This is a genomic window from Dyadobacter sp. CECT 9275 (assembly GCF_907164905.1).
Lineage (GTDB): Bacteria > Bacteroidota > Bacteroidia > Cytophagales > Spirosomataceae > Dyadobacter > Dyadobacter helix.
The window spans coordinates 4,229,750-4,251,830 of sequence record NZ_CAJRAF010000002.1 but is presented as its reverse complement, the minus strand read 5'-3'; the positions used below and the strand labels follow the sequence as shown (position 1 = coordinate 4,251,830).

The 22,081-nt window shown below is 46.6% G+C and carries 15 protein-coding genes; 12 read left to right on the top strand and 3 right to left on the bottom strand.

Annotated elements, in window-relative coordinates; translation table 11 throughout:
* Positions 1-494: 494 nt before the first annotated feature.
* Together istB and istA are read right to left on the bottom strand one after the other, a co-directional pair.
* Positions 495-1,244 carry an IS21-like element helper ATPase IstB gene (gene istB, locus KOE27_RS25530; protein ID WP_215236847.1) on the bottom strand — a complete coding sequence of 250 codons (750 nt, stop codon included), beginning with the start codon at positions 1,242-1,244 and terminating at the stop codon, positions 495-497.
* Between the two features lie 21 nt (positions 1,245-1,265).
* The gene (gene istA / locus KOE27_RS25525) at positions 1,266-2,816 is read right to left on the bottom strand and encodes an IS21 family transposase (protein WP_215236846.1); all 1,551 of its coding nucleotides are present in this window, start codon (positions 2,814-2,816) and stop codon (positions 1,266-1,268) included.
* 31 nt (positions 2,817-2,847) lie between these two features.
* On the opposite strand from istA, the gene KOE27_RS25520 reads away from it, so the two are divergent.
* The 4 genes from KOE27_RS25520 (at position 2,848) to KOE27_RS25505 (ending at position 5,898) form a co-directional block, all read left to right on the top strand.
* Positions 2,848-3,504: an antibiotic biosynthesis monooxygenase gene (locus tag KOE27_RS25520; RefSeq protein ID WP_229252956.1), complete on the top strand. Its 657-nt coding sequence runs from the start codon at positions 2,848-2,850 to the stop codon at positions 3,502-3,504.
* A 136-nt stretch (positions 3,505-3,640) separates the two neighbouring features.
* On the top strand, positions 3,641-4,105 hold the full coding sequence (locus KOE27_RS25515; RefSeq protein ID WP_215241516.1) for a helix-turn-helix transcriptional regulator: 465 nt from the start codon (positions 3,641-3,643) through the stop codon (positions 4,103-4,105).
* A 31-nt stretch (positions 4,106-4,136) separates the two neighbouring features.
* Positions 4,137-4,781 carry a nucleotidyl transferase AbiEii/AbiGii toxin family protein gene (locus KOE27_RS25510; protein WP_215241515.1) on the top strand — a complete coding sequence of 215 codons (645 nt, stop codon included), beginning with the start codon at positions 4,137-4,139 and terminating at the stop codon, positions 4,779-4,781.
* A gap of 622 nt (positions 4,782-5,403) precedes the next feature.
* A complete protein-coding gene (locus KOE27_RS25505; RefSeq protein ID WP_215241514.1) occupies positions 5,404-5,898 on the top strand; it encodes a hypothetical protein in 495 nt (164 codons plus the stop codon).
* A 782-nt stretch (positions 5,899-6,680) separates the two neighbouring features.
* Here the strand turns inward: KOE27_RS25505 and KOE27_RS25500 are convergent.
* The gene (locus tag KOE27_RS25500; RefSeq protein WP_215241513.1) at positions 6,681-7,703 is read right to left on the bottom strand and encodes a LacI family DNA-binding transcriptional regulator; all 1,023 of its coding nucleotides are present in this window, start codon (positions 7,701-7,703) and stop codon (positions 6,681-6,683) included.
* Positions 7,704-8,106: 403 nt separating this feature from the next.
* On the opposite strand from KOE27_RS25500, the gene KOE27_RS25495 reads away from it, so the two are divergent.
* From KOE27_RS25495 to KOE27_RS29955, 8 genes are all read left to right on the top strand, one after another.
* The gene (locus KOE27_RS25495; RefSeq protein WP_215241512.1) at positions 8,107-11,229 is read left to right on the top strand and encodes a SusC/RagA family TonB-linked outer membrane protein; all 3,123 of its coding nucleotides are present in this window, start codon (positions 8,107-8,109) and stop codon (positions 11,227-11,229) included.
* 12 nt (positions 11,230-11,241) lie between these two features.
* Complete coding sequence (locus tag KOE27_RS25490) at positions 11,242-12,651, top strand: RagB/SusD family nutrient uptake outer membrane protein (RefSeq protein ID WP_215241511.1); 1,410 nt, start codon at positions 11,242-11,244, stop codon at positions 12,649-12,651.
* A gap of 110 nt (positions 12,652-12,761) precedes the next feature.
* A complete protein-coding gene (locus KOE27_RS25485) occupies positions 12,762-13,496 on the top strand; it encodes a D-lyxose/D-mannose family sugar isomerase (RefSeq protein WP_215241510.1) in 735 nt (244 codons plus the stop codon).
* Between the two features lie 262 nt (positions 13,497-13,758).
* Positions 13,759-15,096, top strand: a complete 1,338-nt coding sequence (locus KOE27_RS25480; protein ID WP_215241509.1) for a hypothetical protein — start codon at positions 13,759-13,761, stop codon at positions 15,094-15,096.
* Positions 15,093-17,006, top strand: a complete 1,914-nt coding sequence (locus tag KOE27_RS25475; protein WP_215241508.1) for an exo-alpha-sialidase — start codon at positions 15,093-15,095, stop codon at positions 17,004-17,006. Before KOE27_RS25480 ends, KOE27_RS25475 begins: the two co-directional genes overlap by 4 nt.
* Positions 17,007-17,058: 52 nt before the next feature.
* Positions 17,059-17,454: a nuclear transport factor 2 family protein gene (locus KOE27_RS25470; RefSeq protein ID WP_229252955.1), complete on the top strand. Its 396-nt coding sequence runs from the start codon at positions 17,059-17,061 to the stop codon at positions 17,452-17,454.
* Positions 17,455-17,470: 16 nt separating this feature from the next.
* Complete coding sequence (locus KOE27_RS25465) at positions 17,471-19,048, top strand: family 16 glycoside hydrolase (RefSeq protein WP_215241506.1); 1,578 nt, start codon at positions 17,471-17,473, stop codon at positions 19,046-19,048.
* Between the two features lie 19 nt (positions 19,049-19,067).
* Positions 19,068-22,040, top strand: coding sequence for a PVC-type heme-binding CxxCH protein (locus KOE27_RS29955; protein ID WP_215241505.1), 2,973 nt, complete (start codon positions 19,068-19,070; stop codon positions 22,038-22,040).
* Positions 22,041-22,081 lie beyond the last annotated feature (41 nt).

Genomic DNA, 22,081 nt, shown 5'->3' with positions numbered 1-22,081 from the left:
CATTTGAAATGAGCGAGGATACAGAATTTACCCGCGTGATAACTGTAATATTGCCTTCAGACCAAAATCCTCCTAAACCAGGGTACCATCTTCCCTCTTTCAGATTTTTAGATTAGAATAAATATAATTCATATTATAGACATCAAATGTGAACAATAATTGTCCATTTCATTAAATGGACAATTATTGTTGTTTGGTAAACATTAAAAAACCTGTGGCATCACAAAACGCTTGTGTGCGATAATACAAAAATTACCCGGCGATGGGTGGGGATTATACTTTATCACTGAAAATTCGGACAACCTGATAGCAAAGAACATCTTTCGTAATCAGTGCTGGCTGAATACACTGATCTTCCACAAGCAGGGGGTATATGGGTATTTCGGAGAAGTTGACCACCTGATTCCGTGGCAAATTGACCACCTAATTAACTGGCGGCCGGTAGTAGAAAATGCTAGTAGAAGCGATTCAAAATTAGTAAATAAAAGTTATAATTATTCGTAGCTGGTTTCGAGCTCCGTTTTTCGTTTTCTTCTCATTGATTCCCCCTTTAATTCAACCCGGTGTGCATCATGTACTATACGATCTAAAATGGCATCAGCAATGGTTTTTTCTCCTATTACTTCATGCCATTTGCTAACAGGCAACTGAGAAGTAATTATCAGGGATGTTTTTCCGTGCCTGTCTTCTATGATTTCCATCAGTGCTGCCCGGCTCTGGGCATCGAACGGCTGGATACCAAAGTCGTCCAGGATAAGAAGTTGTTGCCGTTCTATTTTTGTAATTTCTTTGATATAGGATCCATCCGCCTTGGCCATTTTGAGTTTGGCAAACAATTTGGGAGTACTGGCATACATTACGCGGTAGCCAAGTATACATGCCTGATGACCAATCGCAGATGCTACATAGCTTTTACCGATTCCGGTACTGCCTGTGATCAGTAGGTTTTCATTTCGGCCAATAAAGGAGCATTCTGCTAGGCGCATGATCTGATTACGGTCAATACTTCTATCAGCATGATAGTGGATATTTTCGACCATGGCCTTATAGCGGAACCGTGCGTACAAGATCTGGCGTTCGACCCGACGGTTATTTCTGTCATCCCATTCAGCGTCAACTAGATGAGCTAAAAGCTCATCCGCCGTGTAATCATTAGTCTTTCCACTTTCCAGGCTACTTTTAAAGGCATGGAACATGCCGTAAAATTTTAGCTTGCGTAACTTTTCCAAAGTGTTTGTGTTCATTTTTATTAATTGTTTAAAGGATTATTGATAATAGTCTTCGCCTCTGATATTATCGTGTTTGGGCATGGGTAATTCGTCTGCAAACAGGCTGTCTTCATATTGATCCATATTTTTTTCCAGTATAGTCTGGATTGTTTTATAGTTGTAGATACCATAGCTTAAAGCCCTTTGGCACGCGCTGATCAGGCGTTGTTCACCAGCTTTCTTCGCAAAAGAGAGGATACCAATACAGGAGCGGTAGGCCTGTTCGGGATGCTGTTTGCGATCCAGGATTTTAAGAATATACAACCTGACATCTTCATGGATCGAGGAAGCCCACTCCAAGAATCGATCTGGTGTCCAGTCTGTTACGAAGCGGTGTGTACTGGCCAGATGTTCTTTATCGGTAGAATAATTATAGGGACTTTTAAGCCTTTTATGAAGGGCGATACGTTCGTAATGATAATATGCTTCAACCACAGAATTGGAATACAACAACTTGACTTTCTTGCCGATAAACCGGTATGGGACACTATAATAGTGCTTGTCAACGCTCAGGCAGACATGTCCGTTCTTCATTACAGTGGCATGTAGCTGTTTTTTGAACTCATAATGCAGGATCGGAAGCGGGGCCAGAGCACTGCGCTCAATTTCTTCAAACTGGAGTCTGCGACTGTAATTACGGCCCCGAAGCAGTTGGTTATTATGAGCCTCGAGAGCAATCAATATAGCTGCGTTTAACTCTGTCAGTGAGTTGTAAACCTGCTTTCTTAAAGGCGCATAAATACGGCTGTAAACGATTTTGACAGCACCTTCCACCAACGCCTTATCTCTTGGCCGGTAAGCGCGTGCAGGTAATATCGTAGTCCCATAATGATCAGCAAAATCGGCAAAGGCCTCGTTCAGCGTAGGTTCGTATTTATTGCTTTTTATAACAGCAGCTTTAAGGTTATCCGGAACAATTGCTGCCGGCACACCACCGATATAATGAAGTGCATTCTCGCAAGCTGCGATCAGATCTTCTTTTTGCTGGCTACTGACTGCTTCCACGTAAGTGAGTTGACTCGCTCCCAGGATAGCCACAAACACTTCAACCTCAGTTAATTCACCAGTCTCTTTATCTACAATACTTAATTTAACACCTGCAAAATCGATGTACAGCTTATCGCCGGCCTTATGGTCCTGATGCATCACAGGGTTAACGCGGGCCTTCCATTTGGTCAGATGAAAGCAAAACTGGGTATAAGCAAATCCTTCCGGAAATTCCTTTTTATAGGCTTCCCAAAGCATATGACGGGTAACACCTGTCCGTTTTAATTCTTTGTCTATTTGCGGAAAACAACGTTGCAGATTCAACAATCTGTCTTGCGGTGGCTGCTGTTTAACCGTTCCGAAAAAGTCATCCAGCTCTTTATCATTCAGGCTGTTGATCTGTTCAAAGGTAAGTCCGCTCGCATCAAAAGTGGTCATGTACTTCTTAGCGGTATTGCGGGAAACACCTGTCTGTTCCGCTATCCAGAGCTTGCTGCGGCCCTGGCTGTACATCCGTAAAATCTGTCTTATTTTGCTCATGCTGATTGTCGAATTGGCCATACCTTTTACACGATTGGTTCGTGCCAAAAATATGGTTGATTCTACAGCATTTTCTAATCTCTCAGGTGGTCAGTTTACTCCGGAATCAGGTGGTCAGTTTGATCCGAAATGGGGTGGTCAATTTCGCCCGGAACAGGTGGTCAGTTTAAACCGAATTGGGGTGGTCAGTTTCACCGAATTTTCCATCCCTGGAAAAGAAGAAGAGTTCAAAGAGGCTTTGCGGCGTTTTCTGGGAGATTCATTTCTACATGGCGGCGTGCACGGCGCGGCAATGATGACTGCATTGCCCGGCAGCGAAAGCCGGGAAATTGGCATATTAAGGACTTTCGCCGATCAGGCCGAGCGGGATGCCTTTTACAATTCGAAGCTTTTTAAAGATTGGGAAGCCTATGCGTCGACCTTGACGGAAGAACCGGTATACCGGGAGCTTACTGGCTTGGAAGCCTGGTTCCGCTCACCTATTCCTCCGCCGAGATGGAAAATGGCGGTGGCTACGCTTTGCGGTGTGTATCCTACCAGTTTGTTTTTGACCTATGTAATTGGCCCATACATACAGGGACTACATCCTGCATTCAGGACTTTGATTGTAGCCGGGTGCATGGTGGGATTGCTGACATGGGTAGTGATGCCGCAGGTTACAAAGGTGCTGAAACCTTGGCTCTCTGGGCGGCCAAAGAGTAGCAAGTAAGATCAATGGTAACACGCTTGTACACCTCAGTGCAACGAAAGGTACAAAGCAAAAAGTGACGACTTTTTACTTTGAATGGGGAGAGTGATTGCCCTGAGTCGAAAAAATATAAGCAAAATTGTTTATATTTGATATCATGGAAAAGCAGTTTGAAAAATACAAAGGTATTCATCCAGGAATCATTCTTGATCGAGAGCTAAAAAAGCGATCTATCAAACAACGCCCTTTTGCGTTATCAATCGCCGAACATCCACAAAGCTTCAATGCGATACTTAAAGGCAAGCGCAACATCAATACTGCATTAGCGCTTAAGATTGAAAAGGGGCTTGATCTTGATGAGGGCACATTAGTTCTTCTGCAAGCCTACTACGACATTAAGAAGGAGAAGGAAAAACATGAACATCAAGCACCCAATTTGACGGTTTTGAGAAAATCACTTTTTTGGGATACTGATATTTCAAAAATCGATTGGGAAGCACAGGCCAAAGCTGTAATTAAGCGGGTCTTCGAACGTGGTGACGATGACGAGAAACGAGAAATTTCGCGATTCTATGGGCAAGAAAAGGTGCAATCAGCAATAGAAACTTCCGAAACAAGCTAGTCTCACAATTAGTATACCCCGATGATTTGCTATGCTTTATTACAATACCGTAAATCCCCTTTTAAGAGAATCGCTTTCAGCTTTAATGGCAGCGGAACCTTTCAATCCTTTTAGGCTTGTCGGGGGTACTTCACTTAGTTTGCAGCTAGGACACAGGATTTCTGTCGATATAGATCTATTCACGGATGCTCCTTATGGAAGTATTGACTTTGAAGCATTGGAGCATTACTTACACAAAACATATTCCTATGTAAGTCATGCGGCAAATTTGCTACCTGGTATGGGCAAATCCTATTCGATAGGTAGTGATCGTGGCAATGTTATTAAGCTCGATGTCTATTATACCGACCCATTTATCCAGCCCGATAGGGTTGTGGAAGGTATCAGAATGGCAACCGTCGAAGAGATAATAGCGATGAAGATTGACGTCGTCCGACGAGGTGGACGAAAAAAGGACTTTTGGGATTTACATGAGCTTCTGCCGCAATACAGCATTGACGCCATGCTTGAACTGCACAAGCAACGTTACGAGTATACTCACGACAAACCCGTGATTCTAAAAAATCTTACCGAATTCATGCTGGCAGATGAGGATTTTAACCCAATCTGTTTGAAAGGGAAGTATTGGGAGTTTATTAAAGAAGATATTGAGGAAGCGGTTAAGCGTAGTTCATAAATACGATCTAAGGCAGATGACAGACTCCGACGCAAATCCAGTTTTCAATGAATTTCACAGAAAGCTGTTTGATATTTCCGAAAGCCATATTAACCGACATACTATTGCCCTAATGTCTCCGCGTAAGGGGATAATCAGGCCATTAGGGTCAGGAGTGTTTTTCCATGACCAAGGAATGTACTTTATATTCACTGCTTCTCACGTAGTAAAGGATTACTCCCAGCTATATGATTATTACAAACTAAAATATAAGTAATGTTGAAAATAATCAACATTTAAGATTCATACGAAGAGTGCTAAATGTCCGAAGAGCAACTAGTAAATCTAATCATTAGCCGCTATGAGTAAGTATGTCGTATTCTTATTAGATAATCGGATATAAAGCACTTCGCGCTACGTGCGAAAGATAGCGGAGATTGGGATCGAGAGGACATCAATGAAATGGAGTTTCGGGATTTGCTGAATGCGAAGATAGATTCGGTTAAATTCCAGCGGATCAAGGATGATATTCGGAGATTTATACCGAATGCCGGTGTTTTGGACATTTGGAGTCCTCAGTTTTTTCATGATCTTGTGTCAAAACTGAAAGTTGATTATTAAACGAGCCTTTATAAAGCGGTTGATGAAAAACGGGATAATCTGCCTTCTTATAGTTACAATAAGTGCTTGTCGTCAAGAAACCGAAAAGCCTAAGTCTTACACGTCAATCCAGCTAGATAGTTCAGTCATTCATTTTGTCGAACAGTTTATAGCTGAGGAGCATTGCGAGGATGCCTTAAACTCGATCACAATTGACAAGATTTTACCCGACAGCACAATTATTACAGTTCAGACCAAATCAGCTTACCGGCGATACTTCACAGAAAACCCAAGAAGGAGGACTATTAAGATTAAAGGAGTACCGTTTTTCTACTATGATGGTACGGAAGAGTTTTTAATGAACATCCCCTATGACACCACCGAAGTCAAGTTCGCAAATTCTCACGATGGCGAAGCAGCTTGGACCTACGTAAAGAGCGGCAATAAGGTTACTACCTACAAAGATGGTGGCGGCCCATTTTTCTATCCAACTTTTTACATACCTAAACCCAAGGTTGAATTTTTACCTCCCGAGTAAGCAAGTTCAAAAAGCGCAATAAAATTCGCAACTTTACCCCAGCAAAATCACAGTTACCACCACCAAAAACCACAGGCATTTTTTCAACTTTCAACACCTATAACAACCCAAATCTCTCTCAAAAAACTGCGATGATGTCGACAGAAAGATTCAACCGCAATCTTCTTCTATTCTGCCTTTCAATGTGTGCGCTGATGTATGCTGATTCATACTTAGTACCTCTTAAAGTGGATGTCAAAACCGTCATACAAGAAAATTACTAGCACGAGAGGCCGACACACAACTTATAAAACGTATGAAATTGAAACGGAAAACGGCCTCCTCACGGTAACAAGGGCTGCATTTTACAAAATAAACGAGGGAGATAGAATCACTTTAATGCGATCTATATTTACTAACGCGGTCCAAAAAGTACGTTTATCCCAAGGCGGAGATATTTATACGTTTAGCATAGGATTTTTAAGAGCACGAGCAGGAACTATTGTTGTGCCAATACTCATCATCTGCATCATCGTGAATCTATCTGCAAATAAGAGATTAGCCAGGAGTGGGAAACGTCAGCACCTTCCTTTCGTCTGGCTAACCGGATTGTTGGTCATTATGGGTTTTTACTTTGGCCTCGATTCTCTTTTTATATAAACTCTACAGGTATTTGTTGGGAAACGATTAAATACCTGCCAAAAACTGCCATTGCTTCCGAAAGGCAATATGTGTGATGAAATCAATAAACAGCTATTGCCCTTTTGTAATGAGCGCTGGTAGCAGCCATTCAAGAAGCATATTTAAAAAAGCGGCCTGGTCGATTTTCGGATCACCAATTCGGTTTCAAGCTTTTCGGTAGATGGTATAAAGTTTTTGCCCTGCTCAACCTGCCCTATCAATAATCGGGCGGCTGTCTGCCCGATCTTAAAAAGTGGCTGAACGATGGCGGACAACGGCGGATCTACAAAGGTGCTGTGTGGCGCATTAGAGAAACAGATCAAAGATATTTCATCTGGAATACGCACATTGTTTTCCTTAAGACATATCAATGCTTCTATTGCCGTCGGGTCGTTCACTACAAAAATAGCATCTGGGCGTTCTTTCATATTGAGTAAATGCTGCGTGGCCTGCCTGGCCTTCCCTTCCATAAAATCACAAGGAATAATAAGCTCCTCCAAAACAGGAATGTTATGCGCTTTCAGAGCGTCCAGATAGCCTTTGATCCGGTTGCCGCTCATCGTCAGTTTTTCGGGGCCCGCAAGATGCGCAATTCTCCTGCATCCGGTCCTGATCAGGTAATCCACTGCTTCAAAAGCACCTTTATAATCGTCCACAAGCACCTTTGAACCCGTAAGTTCATCTGCAAACCGGTTGAAAAAGACTACCGGGATACCTCTTTTTTGAACGGAAAGAATATGGTCATAGGTATCTGTCTCGCGGGATAACGCCATAATCAGACCGTCCACACGGCTGGATACCATTGCATGTATATTGGCTTTTTCTATCTCCAGAGATTCCCCCGACTGACTGATCATCAGTTTGTAACCCGATTGATTGGCAACATCCTGTACGCCGAGAATCACCTTCGGAAAATAGGCATGGATAAATTCCGGAACAATGATACCGATGATGTTGGTCTTGCTGTTTCTCAGACTTGAGGCAATGGCATTGGGCTGGTAATCCAATTCACTTGCCAGTTTTAATACAGCCTTTTTTGTTTCAGGATTAATATCCGCAGCGTTTCTCAGTGCCCTTGAAACTGTGGATATAGAAATATTCAGCTTGACTGCGATATCCCAAATGGTAGCTTGCTTACCTCTCATTAGTTACAGGGTATATGGTGTGGCACAGTACAAATATAGAAAATAGAACACAACGATCATCACTTGTTTCGGAGGTAAGCCTCATTGGGTTCAGTTCACTAATTTATAATTTTTTAAATGCCTAAAATTGGAGCGCTTAAAGTTCCGATAAAAATATTCGAAGATATTTTATGATAATTATTTTTTTACCGGCAACGTTTCCGGTAACGTTTTTTCAGTTCACCGGCTCTTCTGCCCTGATTTTAATGCGGATTTAAAAGAATCGTTCATTTATTTTTGGATATAATCTTATTGAAGGCAGCTAACTGTACCGAAGCAACGCCCGTATCGAAGGTGTAGCCAAAGGATAAACACGAAGCCGAGAAAGCATTTTCAAACCCTTAAAATTGTACTATTCTAATCTATGGAAAATTTATTACTTAAAAATCGATTTCATTTCAGGCATGCGCTCGGTCTGTGGATCGTGGTGGCCTGTCTGCCCTCCTTTGCCATGGGGGCAGCTGTAAAATCTGATGCCGTGAATCAGCATCTTTTATTTGATACCATTATTCAGGGGAAGGTATCTTCTGAATCCGGTGAATTGCTGCCGGGTGTGAACGTAGTCATCAAAAACACAACAACCGGTACCACCACAGATACCGAGGGGAAATATAGCCTCAACATTCCTGCCGGGAAAGTGACGCTCGTATTCAGTTCAGTGGGTTATGAAAAACAGGAAATCGAGGTTGTCAATCGAAGTAAACTGGATGTGATCCTCCAGTCCGATACCAAAGCGCTGGGAGAGGTTGTGGTTGTGGGGTACGGAACCCAGCAACGCAAAGATATCACAGGGTCCGTTGCTTCCGTGAAGGGATCGGAAATGGAAAATCAGCCCGTTGCCAGCGCCGATGCGTTATTACAGGGCCGTGCGGCAGGGGTCCAGGTGGTGCAGAACACGGGTGCGCCAGGGGGCGGCGTCACCGTTCGGATTCGTGGAAATACTTCTCTGAATGCAGGGAATGGCCCTTTGTATGTGGTGGACGGTGTGCCCATTAGCAGCGACACCCCCTCCCCGATCGGCAACTTTGGAGGTGACGGCATCAATCCGCTGGCTGCCATCAGTCCGAATGACATTGAATCTGTGGAAATTTTGAAGGATGCTGCGGCCTCCTCCATTTACGGTGCACGGGGAGCGAATGGCGTGGTACTTATCACCACCAAACGGGGAAAAGCAGGCAACGCTTCCTTTAGTTTTAACGCCTATACCGGTGTTGCCCAGGTGAAGAAGAAGCTTGCTTTGCTCAATGCTGCACAGGAAAAGGATTACATCAAAAACGCGCTGCTGATGGCCGGTCAGCCGGTTAATATGGGTATCGACACCAGTCGTTATGATACCGACTGGCAAAGTGCAATATTCCGGGATGCCCCGGTTTCAAATTATGACCTGTCTCTCCGTGGTGGAAGTGATAAGGTGAAATATGCGATGAGTCTGGGATATTACGATCAGAAAGGAGTGATTATCAATACGGGGTACAAGCGTTACAACGGTCGTGTAAACCTGGATTACAGTTCTTTGTCAAGACTGAAACTTGGAACCAGTATTGCGGTTTCGGGTGGTTTCCGAAACCGGGTACCGGAGGGAGACAATGCCAATTCTGTGTTGACCAACGCGATACGGATATTACCCACAGAAGCAATTTACAATACTGACGGAAGTTATACGCTTGCACCGAGCGGACGCCCCAATCCCGTGGCGGTGGCCCGGTCTACCCAATTCACAACGCAGGATAACCGGCTGATAGGCAATGTCTACGGGGAATATCTGCTCATGAAAAATCTTTCTTTTCGCACGAGCCTGGGTATCGACTTTCTGGGTATAAAGGATGATTATTTTATCCCCAGCTACATCAGCGGAGGAGCGGCCAGACCTTCCACGACGGGGTATAACCAGATTTTTAGCTGGGTCAACGAAAATACCCTTACCTACCAGCGGACTTTTGCACAGCACCATACGCTTTCTGTTTTGGCAGGATACAGCCAGCAGGAGTCTAAATCGCAGGCTATATTTGCTTCTGCCAACCAGGGTTCTACTGATAATATTGCCACGCTGAATGCCGCGGCACAACCTACAGGTGCCTCCAGTTCCAACTCAAACTGGGGCCTGGTCTCCTATTTCGGAAGACTGACGTATGCATTTGATGACAAATACCTGTTCACAACTTCCATTCGCCGGGACGGCTCTTCCAGGTTTGGGAGCGACAAAAGATTTGGGTTCTTCCCGTCGGCCTCTGTGGGCTGGAGGTTGTCGAAAGAGTCGTTCCTTGCAGACGCTAACTTCCTTACGGACCTTAAATTAAGGGCAAGTATAGGGGTGGTTGGCAATCAGCAGATCAGCAATTACGGATGGCAGGGATTGTACAATGTGGGAAGCAATTATGGTGGAAAACCTGGAATTGCACCTTCTGCCATTCCAAATCCGAACCTGGGCTGGGAATCTACCACACAATCGAATATAGGACTGGATATTGCAATACTCAACAATCGCATTCAGTTCTCGGCGGAAGTATATCTTAAACGGACGAAGGACTTGCTGCTACAGGTGAATCTCCCTTCCACATCCGGTTTTTCCTCGTCTCTTCAAAATGTCGGCAATACCCAGAACAAGGGCCTCGAATTCAGTCTGAGTACTTTGAACCTGGCCAGGGAGCTTCGCTGGACCACCAATTTCAATCTTTCTTTCAACAGAAACAAAATCATTAAGCTATCGCAGAACAATGCGGATATTCTTCAAACCGTAGGTGACGCCGCATACTACAGCGAAACGCCGGTGGGGTTGGCGCGGGTAGGCGAGCCGATCGGGGTAATTTACGGATATGTAGCCACGGGTCGGGTTTATGCAACATCAGAAGAAGCAAAGGCCGCTAATATGCGAGATGGCAGTGCTTCCGGGCCACTTTTCCAGGCAGGGGACATGCAATATGTGGATCTGAACAAAGACGGGATCATTAATGCCGCCAGTGATCGGACCATCATCGGAAATGCAAATCCAAAGTTTACAGGCGGTATGACAAACACTTTTTCATACAGGGGCTTTGATCTTTCATTTTTGCTGCAATGGTCTTATGGAAATGAGATTTTCAACCAGACCCGGCTGACTTCCAACCGAGGGTTTGTATTTAACGCGTCCACAACAGAAGTGTTACGAAGCTGGAAAAAAGAGGGCGACATCACCGACGTACCACGCGGTACAACAAGTACCGTTGCCAGAAACGGACTGGTTTCCACGCGCTGGATGGAAGACGGGTCCTACTTGCGGGCCAAAACAGTTACCCTTGCATACAATTTACCCTCTTCGGTTATTCAGAAAATAAAGATAAAGGGAGCCAAAGTATATGTGACAGGGCAAAACCTGTTTACCGTCACCAAGTATTCGGGGCTGGATCCCGAGGTGAATTTCAGGAGTGGTTATCCGCTGCTCGGAGGTATTGACCTGGGTGTTTATCCACAGACACGCACCTTCCTTGCAGGTATTAATCTTACATTCTAATTGTCAATGATCATGAGACCATATTCATTTTTGATAGCCTTTGTTTTGATCCTGTCTGTGTCTGCTTGCACGGAGATTATCAATCAGGTACCGCCAAGCGCCCTTACCGAAACTACTTTTTTCAAAACAGCCAATGATGCCGAAGCCGCGGTAACCGCCTCCTACGACGCTATACAAGGAGACGACCCGAGGTGGATCGTTTGGGGAGATGCGCGCTGCGATAATCTGGAGGTGCCGGTGGATATCATCGGCATTACCGACCCCACCGTGCTGGAGTTCACACAGGATAACATTAGCACCAGCAGTACCTACGCAACCTGGAATAAATTTTTCGTATCCATTAACCGCGTTAACAACATCCTGGCCAAAGTCCCGGCCATTCAGGACCCATCCATCAATGCAGTGAGAGACCGCATATTGGGCGAAGCCTATTTTCTCCGGGCGTTTAATTACTTTTTCCTTACCCGTTTATGGGGCGCGGTGCCTCTGGTTCTGGAACCCACCATTTCCCTGAATGTGGATCTGAAGGTATCAAGAGTTCCTGCTGAGGTAGTACTGGATCAAATAGTTGCTGACCTGAAAGAGGCTGAAAGCAAATTACCAGTTTCGTATTCCGCTAACTTAGATACAAGAGGCAGAGCAACCAAAGGCGCTGCGCAGGCACTACTGGCACGGGTGTATCTCTGGAAAAGTTCGTATAATAAAACCAACGAATGGCAGTCAGTAGTGGATTACACCACAAAGGTTATAGCCAGTCCGGTATACAGCCTGGCTCCGGGAGCCAGTTATGCTTCAATTTTTACGGCCAAAAATACCGCCGAATCCATTTGGGAGCTTCAGTACAATTATAATAATCAGGAACTCAATACACTGGTCAGATTATTTATCCCCAGAAGTACCAAAGTGCAAACGGGCGGAGAACAGATACTGATTCCTTCCAAAAAAATCGAAAATGCATTTGTAAATGGTGACTTGAGGAAAGCAGGGGCCATATTCTACAGCGACAGTCTTTCCACTTATAAAAATGTCCGGTCAGTGGCTAAATACCAGGGCACCATTGTTGGTGCGAGCCGGTTCAGTGACAGTAACTTTATCATTCTCCGGCTTGCCGATGTGATCCTTATGAAGGCCGAAGCGCAAGCCCAGCTTGGCAAAGTTACCGAGGCTATTGACCTGCTGAATACCATCAGAAAACGCGCCGGCCTGCCCAATACCACCGCTACAACTAAAGAAGCCGTCCTCATCGCGATCGAGGAAGAGCGTTTCATCGAACTGTGCTTCGAAGGGCACCGCTGGTACGACCTGCTGCGGACTGGCCGGGTGAAGGCGGTACTCAATACAGATAAGAAAGCGCTGCTCCCTGTTCATATTAATGATATATTAATCAATCCCAACCTGCTTCCTCAGAATCCGGGTTACTAAGAACTCCCTTTTTCAAACACCCCCCCCTAACCTCCCGGCGAGTTGCTGCCGGGAGGGGTTACCGGGTATTGTCCTCAAAAAATTTCCAACCAGAGCATTTATTCAATAAAATGAACTTAAAACGATCCATTATTAACAACAGCATCGATACTGCCAGGGAAGTCATTAAACATTTCGGCACCCACCTTCCCCCTTTTGCAAACTGGACGCCCGCGGTGTGGGAAACCATTGGTACAGAATATGACGAGATCAGGCAGTGTATGCTGGGCTGGGATGTTACCGATTTTGGCAGCAAGGATTTTCACAATATCGGCAGGACCTTGTTTACCGTTAGAAACGGACGCCCCAGTCATCCTGCCTATCTGAAACAATATGCAGAAAAGTGGCTTATCGATCCCGAAAATCAACGTGCACCTGCGCACTTCCATCTTTCCAAAAGAGAAGATATCATTTGCCGGGCGGGAGGTAACGTATTGGTTCAGCTTACCAAAGCAGATGCAGACGGAAACCCGTCCAAAGAAACTTTTCTGACGCAGGTAGACGGTTGCACACGCCGTCTCGGTCCCGGCGAAATCGTGCGCTTGCGGCCGGGAGAAAGCCTCACCATACATCCGAGGACCATTCATCAGTTTTGGGGAGAAGAAGGGACAGGATATCAGATCGACGGAACCGGATACACACTGAGTGCCGAGATATCCAGCGTATGCGACGACTACAACGATAATGTGTTCCTGGTAGATTACGGCCAGCGGTTTCCCGAGATTGAGGAAGACGAAGAACGGCGGTATTACCTCTGTCACGAGTATCCCCTGGCCAGAAGGGAAGCATCAATTAACGAATCATGATGGCAGTATTTCCACCTCCCAAGCGTTGTATCTCTGTAAACATCCTCCGAACAGCAGATTGTTTTTCACCAAAACATCCAAACTATTCCTGAACTTTTTATCTGACCTTATGAACGGTAAACAATTTTTGCATAGAAAATCAGCTTTTGGATATAACAGGTGTTTTAACGCCCGAACTATTCTTCTTTTGTTTCTGCTGGCAATTTCACTGAATGTATCGGGCTGTAAAAAAAATGAAATACCCGGACCCGGATCTCAACTGATGGCCTCGAAACGGGTCGCCGTTCCGGGTGCGCCGCGTTACAGCGATGTCTGCTTTTCATCACGCTGGAAGCATCCCGCCAATGCTGCTGACACCCTTCAGACTTTCCCTGTTGCAGCTGCTTTCCATGCTTCCAGGCTCGACTGGGTATACAATGACGATAAGACGTGGATTCAGGAGGTAAAAAAACGTGGATACCAATATGGCGGCACGGTCAATGCCAACCTGCCCGACACAAAAGGAGGACAAACCCTGGGCCGGATCCTGGATTCGGGAGGAGCCCGACTAACTGCACCCTGGATGGAAGGCTGGGGCGTATTTTGGGGTTGTGTGAACAGCGATGATTACCGGGCCACGTATCTGGCGCACACCAAGCGACTTATCGATGCCGGCGCGGATTTTATTCAGGTAGATGACCCCAGGATGAATATGGCGGCCATGGCCTGGGGTGGTTGTTACTGCAGCTTCTGCAAAAGCAAGGCTGCAGCCTCGGGAGCAACTGTAAAGGATATCCAGAAAGCTTCCGTTGAAGATTTTTTTAAGGATATGGGTAAACAACTCGATGCGTATGCCGGACATCATGTGCCCTTTTCAAGCAACAATTACAACAGCGACTGGACTTCACCTTATCACCTGTTTGACTTCGGTATGGCTGAACTGCCGGTAAAGGAAGCCAATCCTCAAATTATATATGCCAAGTTCAAAGCCACCGAAAAGCTTGGGAAAGCACAGGTTTTCACGTTCGTTTCGGAAGATGTCAATTTTACCAGGAGGGTAATCGCAACCAGCTACGCCAGCGGCGGGCACCTGATCGTCCCCTGGGATGTATACCTGAAATCAACCCCTACCGGCTCGGTCAGATACTATGGAAGGCCAGAAGAATATGCGGATTTGTACGGCTTTGTTCGTGGAAATGCGGCTCTGATGGATGGTTACGAGGATGCAGCCGTTAGCGGCAAGAACCTCACGGACAGCCGGTACAGCAAACCCTTCGTCACGATAACCGGTGGTTCAGAGGAGGTGTATGCATTCATCAGAACCATTCCCGAGAAGACAAACCAGGCCATTGCCTTACATCTGGTTGAATGGGGTACCCATGCAGAGCCGTTTTCTGTTTCGCTTGATATGTCCGGTATGGGAATAGACAAGGACTGGGAGTTCACTCTGCTTCTGCCGGATGCCTATTCTAAAAACAAACATGACCAGGCGGAGGCTACTGGCGATTACGCAAGACTGATAAAAAGCACCTCTTTAAAACCCCAAATTCAGGATAACCGGGTAATTCTTGAAATTCCTGCACTTTCTCCTTATGCAATCATTAAAATAAAGAAACAATGAATTTGTCGGTAACAAGAAATATGAAATTCAATTCAAAAATAATGGGACTGGCATTTTTAGCTGCTGCTTTACTACTTTTCAAAACGCAATCCTTGGCCCAGCCCGACTCCCGGAACATCAAAACGGGCTTGGTCATTCCTGATGAAAGTTACAGTGACCAGCCTTATATTGTCAAAACCAATGACGGAGCCTGGCTATGCGTGCTGACGACCGGCCAAAGCCATGAGGGTGAGTCAGGACAGCACGTAATTTCCCAAAGAAGCCTGGACCAGGGTAAAACCTGGATCGACAAAGTGGACGTAGAACCCTCCAGAGGGCCAGAAGCATCTTATGCAGTTTTATTAAAAGCTCCGTCTGGAAGAATTTTTGTTTTTTACAATCACAATACGGACAATACCCGTGCCGTCAAGGGGGACAATCCTCCTTACAGGGACGGACTTGTGAAGCGGGTTGACAGCCAGGGTTATTTTGTATTCAAATACTCCGATGACCACGGCAAAAGCTGGTCGCCCGGCAGGATCACTATTCCGGTCAGGAATTTTGACATTGACCGGAAAAACCCGTATCAGGGCAAGATACAGTACTTCTGGAATGTGGGGAGAGCATTTGCATTTGAAAAATCGGCGTATGTGCCGATTCACAAAGTGGGTGGATTTGGGGAAGGCTTTTTCACCACGAGCGAGGGCGCATTGTTACAAAGCCCAGACCTTCTGTCCGTCCCGGACCCGGCAAAAGCCCAATGGCTGACGCTCCCAGACGGAGAGGTCGGGCTGCGCACTCCTGCCCAGGGCGGCGGACCGATCGCCGAAGAACAGAACCTGGTCGTACTCAGCGACGGCACTTTTTTCTGCGTATACCGAACCATTGACGGACATCCCGCTTATACTTACAGCCGAGACAAGGGCCATTCCTGGGAGCCACCGCAATACATGCGATATGCCGACGGCCGCCTCATGAAACATCCGCGGGCTGCCAATTTTGTGTGGAAATGTGAAAATGGGAAGTACCTCTACTGGTTTCATAACCACGGCGGCGTTTTTATCCGGAATCACCCCAACCGCCGGAATATTGCCTACGAAGACCGTAATCCAGCCTGGGTAAGCGGTGGCATTGAGGTCGATTCTCCAAAAGGAAAGATCATTCAATGGACACAGCCGGAGGTACTCCTGTACGATGACGATCCCCTGATCAGAATGAGCTATCCCGACCTGGTTGAAGACAGGGGAAATTACTATATCACCGAAACACAAAAGGATATTGCAAGGGTACATCATATTGACCCAAAACTGCTCAATGGTTTGTGGGCACAATTCGAAAACAAAAAGAAAGCCGAGGGCATTCTTATGAGCTGGCCGGGTCAGGGACAAAAGTCTTCCCGAACAGTGCCAGCCCCCCTGCTGCCAGACTTTGTTAAAAGAGATCCTGCACGTATGGATGGCGGCGGTATGATGCTGACGAACGGTTTTTCGATCGACATCACTTTTAATCTTAAAGACCTGGCAGGAGCTCCTGTTCTTCTGGACGCCCGGGATTCGACCGGGAAAGGTTGGTTTGTAGGAATAAACGACAAAAAGGCCCTTGAAATAACATTGAACGACGGAAGGGTGCAATCGGCATGGAGCTGTGATGTAGATATACTGAAGCCAGGTAAAGACCACTATGCCAGCATCATCCTTGACGGCGGCCCCAGGATTATATCTTTCGTCGTTGACGGTATACTCAACGATGGCGGGCATACCAGGCAGTTTGGATGGGGCCGTTTCAATCCGAACCTGAAATCCGTTGCCGGTGCAAAGGAATTAAAAATAAGTCCAAAAGGCCCCGGACTGGTAAGCAAGGTCAGTATATATGCCCGAGCCCTGACGATCTCCGAGGCCATTGCCAATTACCGGGCACAGCAAAAAAAGTAAACCAAATTCAGTTTATATGAAAGACCTATTATTTATCCTAATCATTTTTTTTATGAGCGCAGGTTCAGTGATCGCACAGTCAGCCGATGAAAAAGCGGTGGCCGAAGCCGTTGAAAAATTTAGAAAAACAATGGTGGACCCCGACCAGGCTACCTTCGAAGAACTAACTTCCGCTGCCCTTACTTATGGACATTCCAACGGCCTGGTTGAAGATCAAAAGACCTGCATAGCGTCCATGGTTACCGGCAAATACAATTTCAATTCTCTTGAATTAACGGAACAGACCATCAGGATCGTAGACAAAACGGCCATTGTTCGTCACACGTTTTTTGCTCATACGCATGATGCCGGCAAGGAACCGGGTACAGTTAAACTCAAAGTATTGATGGTTTGGCAAAAAGAGAACGGCAAATGGGTTTTGCTCGCTCGTCAGGCGGTACGTATCTAAATTTAAACTCAGAAACATGCGGTTATTGTATCTTCGGTTTACCAAAGCAATCTTTTGTCGGCCTGTAAAAACCCTGCAGACTTTATTGCTGCTGCTGTCGATGACCCCAATGTACGCACAGCCTACGACTGATAACCGTTTTTTTAATGGAAAAAGTCTGAATGGCTGGACCGCCTCTGATTTAACGCTCTGGTCTGTTCAGGATGGCGTCATTATCGGCAAAGCGACAAAAAAGGTCGGGAAGAACCAGTTTCTATGGTCTGAGGTAAAAGTAGCCGATTTCTATCTCAGTATCGATGTACAGCTCGGCCCCAACGACCGGAATGCGGGCATTCAGTTTCGCTCTCAAAAAGTGAATGCATATGGGCAGGCCAGGGGATACCAGGCCGACATGGGGAAGGATGTTTGGGGAAGGTTATATCATGAGCACGGTCGGGGTAAATTATTCTGGTCTGATCGGGGCGAGAAAGCGGTAAAGCCGGGCCAGTGGAACCATTACGAAATTTTGGCTTCCGGTGACCGGATCTGGACCGCTATCAATGGAAAAATTGCGGTTGCAGTCAGAGACAAAGGAGGAGATACATCGGGGTATATCGCGTTACAGATACACAGCGGCGACCCCCAGACTGTGCGGTACAAAATCAAAAAACTGGTGCACAATCCTGTGATTTCCCTGGCTGGTTTGGGGGAGTCGGCACTCAATGAAATGCTGGAAGAGCCTCTGGACAAGAGGCTGGGAAGTACCCCCCTTCATTTCAGCAGCGCAGACCCCATCGTTTTTGCAGGAGGAACCAACATTGCCAACATGCGCAAGGACGCCTATCTGGAAACCATGCTCCTGGCTGGTAATCCTCAGCTTAAGTTGAAGTTGAGAAATCTGGGATGGGATGGCGATACAGTGTATGAGCAGTTCAGGGATGTAGGGTTTGGATCATGGAGCAGCAGTATCGACAGCCTGGGAGCAGGTACCGTATTTGTACAGTTCGGACAAACGGAATCTCTGGAAGGTATGGGCCGTCTGGAATCATTTGTATCAGCCTACAAAAATTTGCTCAACACGATCCGCCACGACAAACGTCGGATTTTCCTCCTCTCGCCTACTCCTTTTGAACCAGACAAACTCAGCCACACCACCGAAAACCCGCTTGCGGCGGCACCTCTCGAAAAATATGTGGAAGCCGTGAGGGATCTGGCGGCCTTGCTGGGAATTGGGTTTGTGGATGTGTACCATCCCTTGCAGAAGTCTGCGCTGGCAGGCACTTTAACAACCAATGGCATACACCTCACTGCGGAGGGGCAGCGACTGATGGCTTCGGCTATTCTTCGGGAATTAAAGCTCCCTGATGATTATACCGAAAAGCTTGAGCCGCTTCGTGATGAAATTCTCAGGAAGAACATCCTGTGGTTTAACTACTGGAGGCCTGGCAACTGGGCCTTTTTGTATGGCGACCGGATGACCGTTCCTTTCAGCCACGACTGGACAGACAAAAGCAAACGCATTTTTCCGGAAGAAATGAAATTATTTGAAAACCTGATGAAAGATGCTGAGAACCGAATTTATACGGAACAAACCAAATTGGTGAGAGCCTATTGACTAACATAGATACCTTTTTATGTTCACAAAAAAATACCCGGTTACATCCGCAATTATTTTGTTACATCTCATCACCGGTGTTACCCGTGCTCAGGTGAATACCATGTCCGTGGCGGCCTCGGAGAAGGATAACTCGGTTGAAGCCGAAATGGCGTCATTTCAAATTGCAGATGGATACAAAATAGAGCTCTATGCTTCGGAACAGCTGGGCATCGCGGATCCCTGTGCAATGCGATGGGATGAAAAAGGCAGGCTTTGGGTTCTGACGATCCCTTCGTATCCCCAGCTGATCCCCGGCACAAAACCCAATGACAAACTGATGATCCTGGAAGATCGGGATCAGGATGGTAAAGCCGATTTTTCATCTGTTTTTGCGGAAGGGCTCCATATGCCGCTGGGCTTCGAGCTGGGCCATGGCGGTGTTTACCTCGGAGAACAAACGGAATTGCTGTTTTTGAAGGATACCAATGGAGACGGTAAAGCGGATACAAGGGATGTGTTGCTCACTGGTTTTGGCACCAACGACTCACACCAAACGATCAATTCCTTTGTCTGGAGTCCCGGGGGTGAGCTCTTCTTTTCGCAGGGCCATAGCATTTACAGCCGCGTGGAAACGCCCTGGGGAATAGAAAAGGCCGACCGCGCCGGTATATGGAGGTACCGCCCACTGCAGCGAAGGCTCGACGGGTTTCTGGATGGTTCCATGGCGAGTGTAAACCCCTGGGGAATGAATTTCGGGGACTGGGGACAAATGTTCCATAAGGCCAATGATCCCGAACTGTTCTATACCGTGCCCGGGATGATCAAAAGCAGCCACCGCGCCCTGCTGCCACCCATCGGCAAGCTCGTGATCAAAGGCTCTATCATTGAAATTATTCGCACAAAACACCTGCCCGACGACCTACAGGGAGATTTTGTAGTCGCCGGCTATTATAACAACAAAGTTGAGCGCATGCGGGTAACAAAGGATTCTTCGGGATACATCTCGCAATTACTGGAACCTCTGCTCAACTCCACCAGCAGGAGCTTCCGGCCGATCGATATCAAAGTAGGCCCCGATGGTGCGCTTTATGTGCTTGACTGGTACAACCCGATTATTGGTCATTATCAGGCATCCATGCGCCATCCCGATCGTGACAAGACCCATGGAAGAATATGGCGGATCACGGCGAACAACCGAAAGCTGCTCACTCCGCCCGACCTTGCCAGAACCCGCGTTGCCGATCTGCCGGAGTACCTGAAATCGGATGAACACTGGGTCAGGTATCAGGTAAAACGATTGCTGGCGCAAAGTCCGGTTGACGAAGTAAAAACAGCAATGTCTAACTGGGTTGCTAAATTACACCCTGGCGACCCCGGCTATGAGCACCATATCATGGAAGCCATCGGGGTTTACGAAAGCCATGAAATAGTCAATGAAAAACTACTGAAAATTCTGGCAGCAGGATCAGATCCCGGGGCTAGAAGCTATGCCGCACATGCAGCAGGACGGTGGGCGGACAGATTACCAGATCCGCTGCAGATGTTGATACCCCTCATCAACGATACCGATCCCGGCGTAAGGCTTGAAGCATTGGTAGCCGTGGCCAATATGCGTACACCGCTGGCTATCGTTACTGCCGCTCAGGTGCTGGATCATCCAGTGGATAAATTTATAAAATATGCTCTTGAAAAAGCGATCCACGCATTAGAGCCGTATTGGTCTCCCGCTCTTCAAACAGGAAATATTACTTTCAACAAGCCGTCACATCTTGCGTATATGGTGGCTGTTTCGCCGCCTGACGGGTACACGGCAGCACAATTCCGATCCCTGGCCCAAACGGAAAACATCTCGGCCGACACGAAACGAAGCCTGCTGCTGAACCTGGCCCGGAAAGGAACCCCGGAAGATATCACGTTTGTAATCAATCATCCGTTTTCTGAATCCGATGCGTTATTATTTGAAAGTTTAGGTAAAACAAAACCACGGCTGCTGCCAGAAAAATCTGTTTCCAGGCTTAAACAAATCCTGCAATCTCCCGGGCAGGACCATGTAAAAATCCAGATCATCCGTCTCGTAAAAGCATGGAACATCAAAGCAATGGTGCCCACATTACAGGAATTTGCAGCCGGAAACACCGTTAGTGAAAAAATACAGGGTGAAAGTCTTCAGGCTGTCGTGGAACTGGGAGGCAAAGCAAGCCTGGTTCTTCTGAAAAAAATACTGGATAATCCTGAATCCTCCAAGTCGATGAAGATGGCATCTCTCAAAAGCCTGAGTTTACTGGACATTCAAACGGCTGCCCGCGCTACTTTAAAGGAGGTCATACAAACTTCGGACCCTGCCAGTTTGCGTGATATGATTTCTCCCGTGATAGATCAGAAAGGCGGGATTCCTGCTTTTACGAACCTGCTCAAAAATGCTGACCTGTCGGCTGATCGCTCCAGACAGGTGATTGAAATCCTTGATCTGAAAGGAATCGACGCGCCTGAACTCAAAAGGCAGCTGAAAAGGATGTCGGGAAACGGGGCTCTCACAACCCGGGCTTATAGTCCTGATTATGTGGAGAAATTAAATGCCGCCATCACCGAAAGAGGTGATGCAAAAAAGGGAGCAGCCTTGTACTATGCAAATCCCTCCTGCGCCTCCTGCCACACGATTCAGGGAAAAGGCGGAAACATTGGCCCTGACCTTTCTGCAATCGGAAAGGGGCTTTCGCCACGTGAAATTATCACAGAGTTGCTCTGGCCAAATCAAAATGTAAAGGAGGGTTATAACAGGATCATGGTTGAAACAAAAAAAGGCGGACTGATTCAAGGTATAAAGCTTTTTGAGAATGCCGATATGATTAGCGTCTCAACCACAGATTCGAAAAAGCCGGTTATAATCGATAAAAAAGAAATAGCCGTCAAAACAGAAAGCGGCTCCATCATGCCGGGCGGACTTGCCGACGGTTACTCCGAAGAAGAAGTGCGCGACCTGATTAAATTCCTGAGCGGGTTGGGTAACTGAGCAAAACCACGAGTCAGGATATCTGTTAGGCTACCATAAAA

Excerpts from the sequence above, each read along its gene's own strand:
- istB (WP_215236847.1), bottom strand. The coding sequence starts at position 1,244 with ATGAACACAAACACTTTGGAAAAGTTACGCAAGCTAAAATTTTACGGC.
- istA (WP_215236846.1), bottom strand. The coding sequence starts at position 2,816 with ATGGCCAATTCGACAATCAGCATGAGCAAAATAAGACAGATTTTACGG.
- KOE27_RS25520 (WP_229252956.1), top strand. The coding sequence starts at position 2,848 with ATGGTTGATTCTACAGCATTTTCTAATCTCTCAGGTGGTCAGTTTACT.
- KOE27_RS25515 (WP_215241516.1), top strand. The coding sequence starts at position 3,641 with ATGGAAAAGCAGTTTGAAAAATACAAAGGTATTCATCCAGGAATCATT.
- KOE27_RS25510 (WP_215241515.1), top strand. The coding sequence starts at position 4,137 with ATGCTTTATTACAATACCGTAAATCCCCTTTTAAGAGAATCGCTTTCA.
- KOE27_RS25505 (WP_215241514.1), top strand. The coding sequence starts at position 5,404 with ATGAAAAACGGGATAATCTGCCTTCTTATAGTTACAATAAGTGCTTGT.
- KOE27_RS25500 (WP_215241513.1), bottom strand. The coding sequence starts at position 7,703 with ATGAGAGGTAAGCAAGCTACCATTTGGGATATCGCAGTCAAGCTGAAT.
- KOE27_RS25495 (WP_215241512.1), top strand. The coding sequence starts at position 8,107 with ATGGAAAATTTATTACTTAAAAATCGATTTCATTTCAGGCATGCGCTC.
- KOE27_RS25490 (WP_215241511.1), top strand. The coding sequence starts at position 11,242 with ATGAGACCATATTCATTTTTGATAGCCTTTGTTTTGATCCTGTCTGTG.
- KOE27_RS25485 (WP_215241510.1), top strand. The coding sequence starts at position 12,762 with ATGAACTTAAAACGATCCATTATTAACAACAGCATCGATACTGCCAGG.
- KOE27_RS25480 (WP_215241509.1), top strand. The coding sequence starts at position 13,759 with ATGGCCTCGAAACGGGTCGCCGTTCCGGGTGCGCCGCGTTACAGCGAT.
- KOE27_RS25475 (WP_215241508.1), top strand. The coding sequence starts at position 15,093 with ATGAATTTGTCGGTAACAAGAAATATGAAATTCAATTCAAAAATAATG.
- KOE27_RS25470 (WP_229252955.1), top strand. The coding sequence starts at position 17,059 with ATGAGCGCAGGTTCAGTGATCGCACAGTCAGCCGATGAAAAAGCGGTG.
- KOE27_RS25465 (WP_215241506.1), top strand. The coding sequence starts at position 17,471 with ATGCGGTTATTGTATCTTCGGTTTACCAAAGCAATCTTTTGTCGGCCT.
- KOE27_RS29955 (WP_215241505.1), top strand. The coding sequence starts at position 19,068 with ATGTTCACAAAAAAATACCCGGTTACATCCGCAATTATTTTGTTACAT.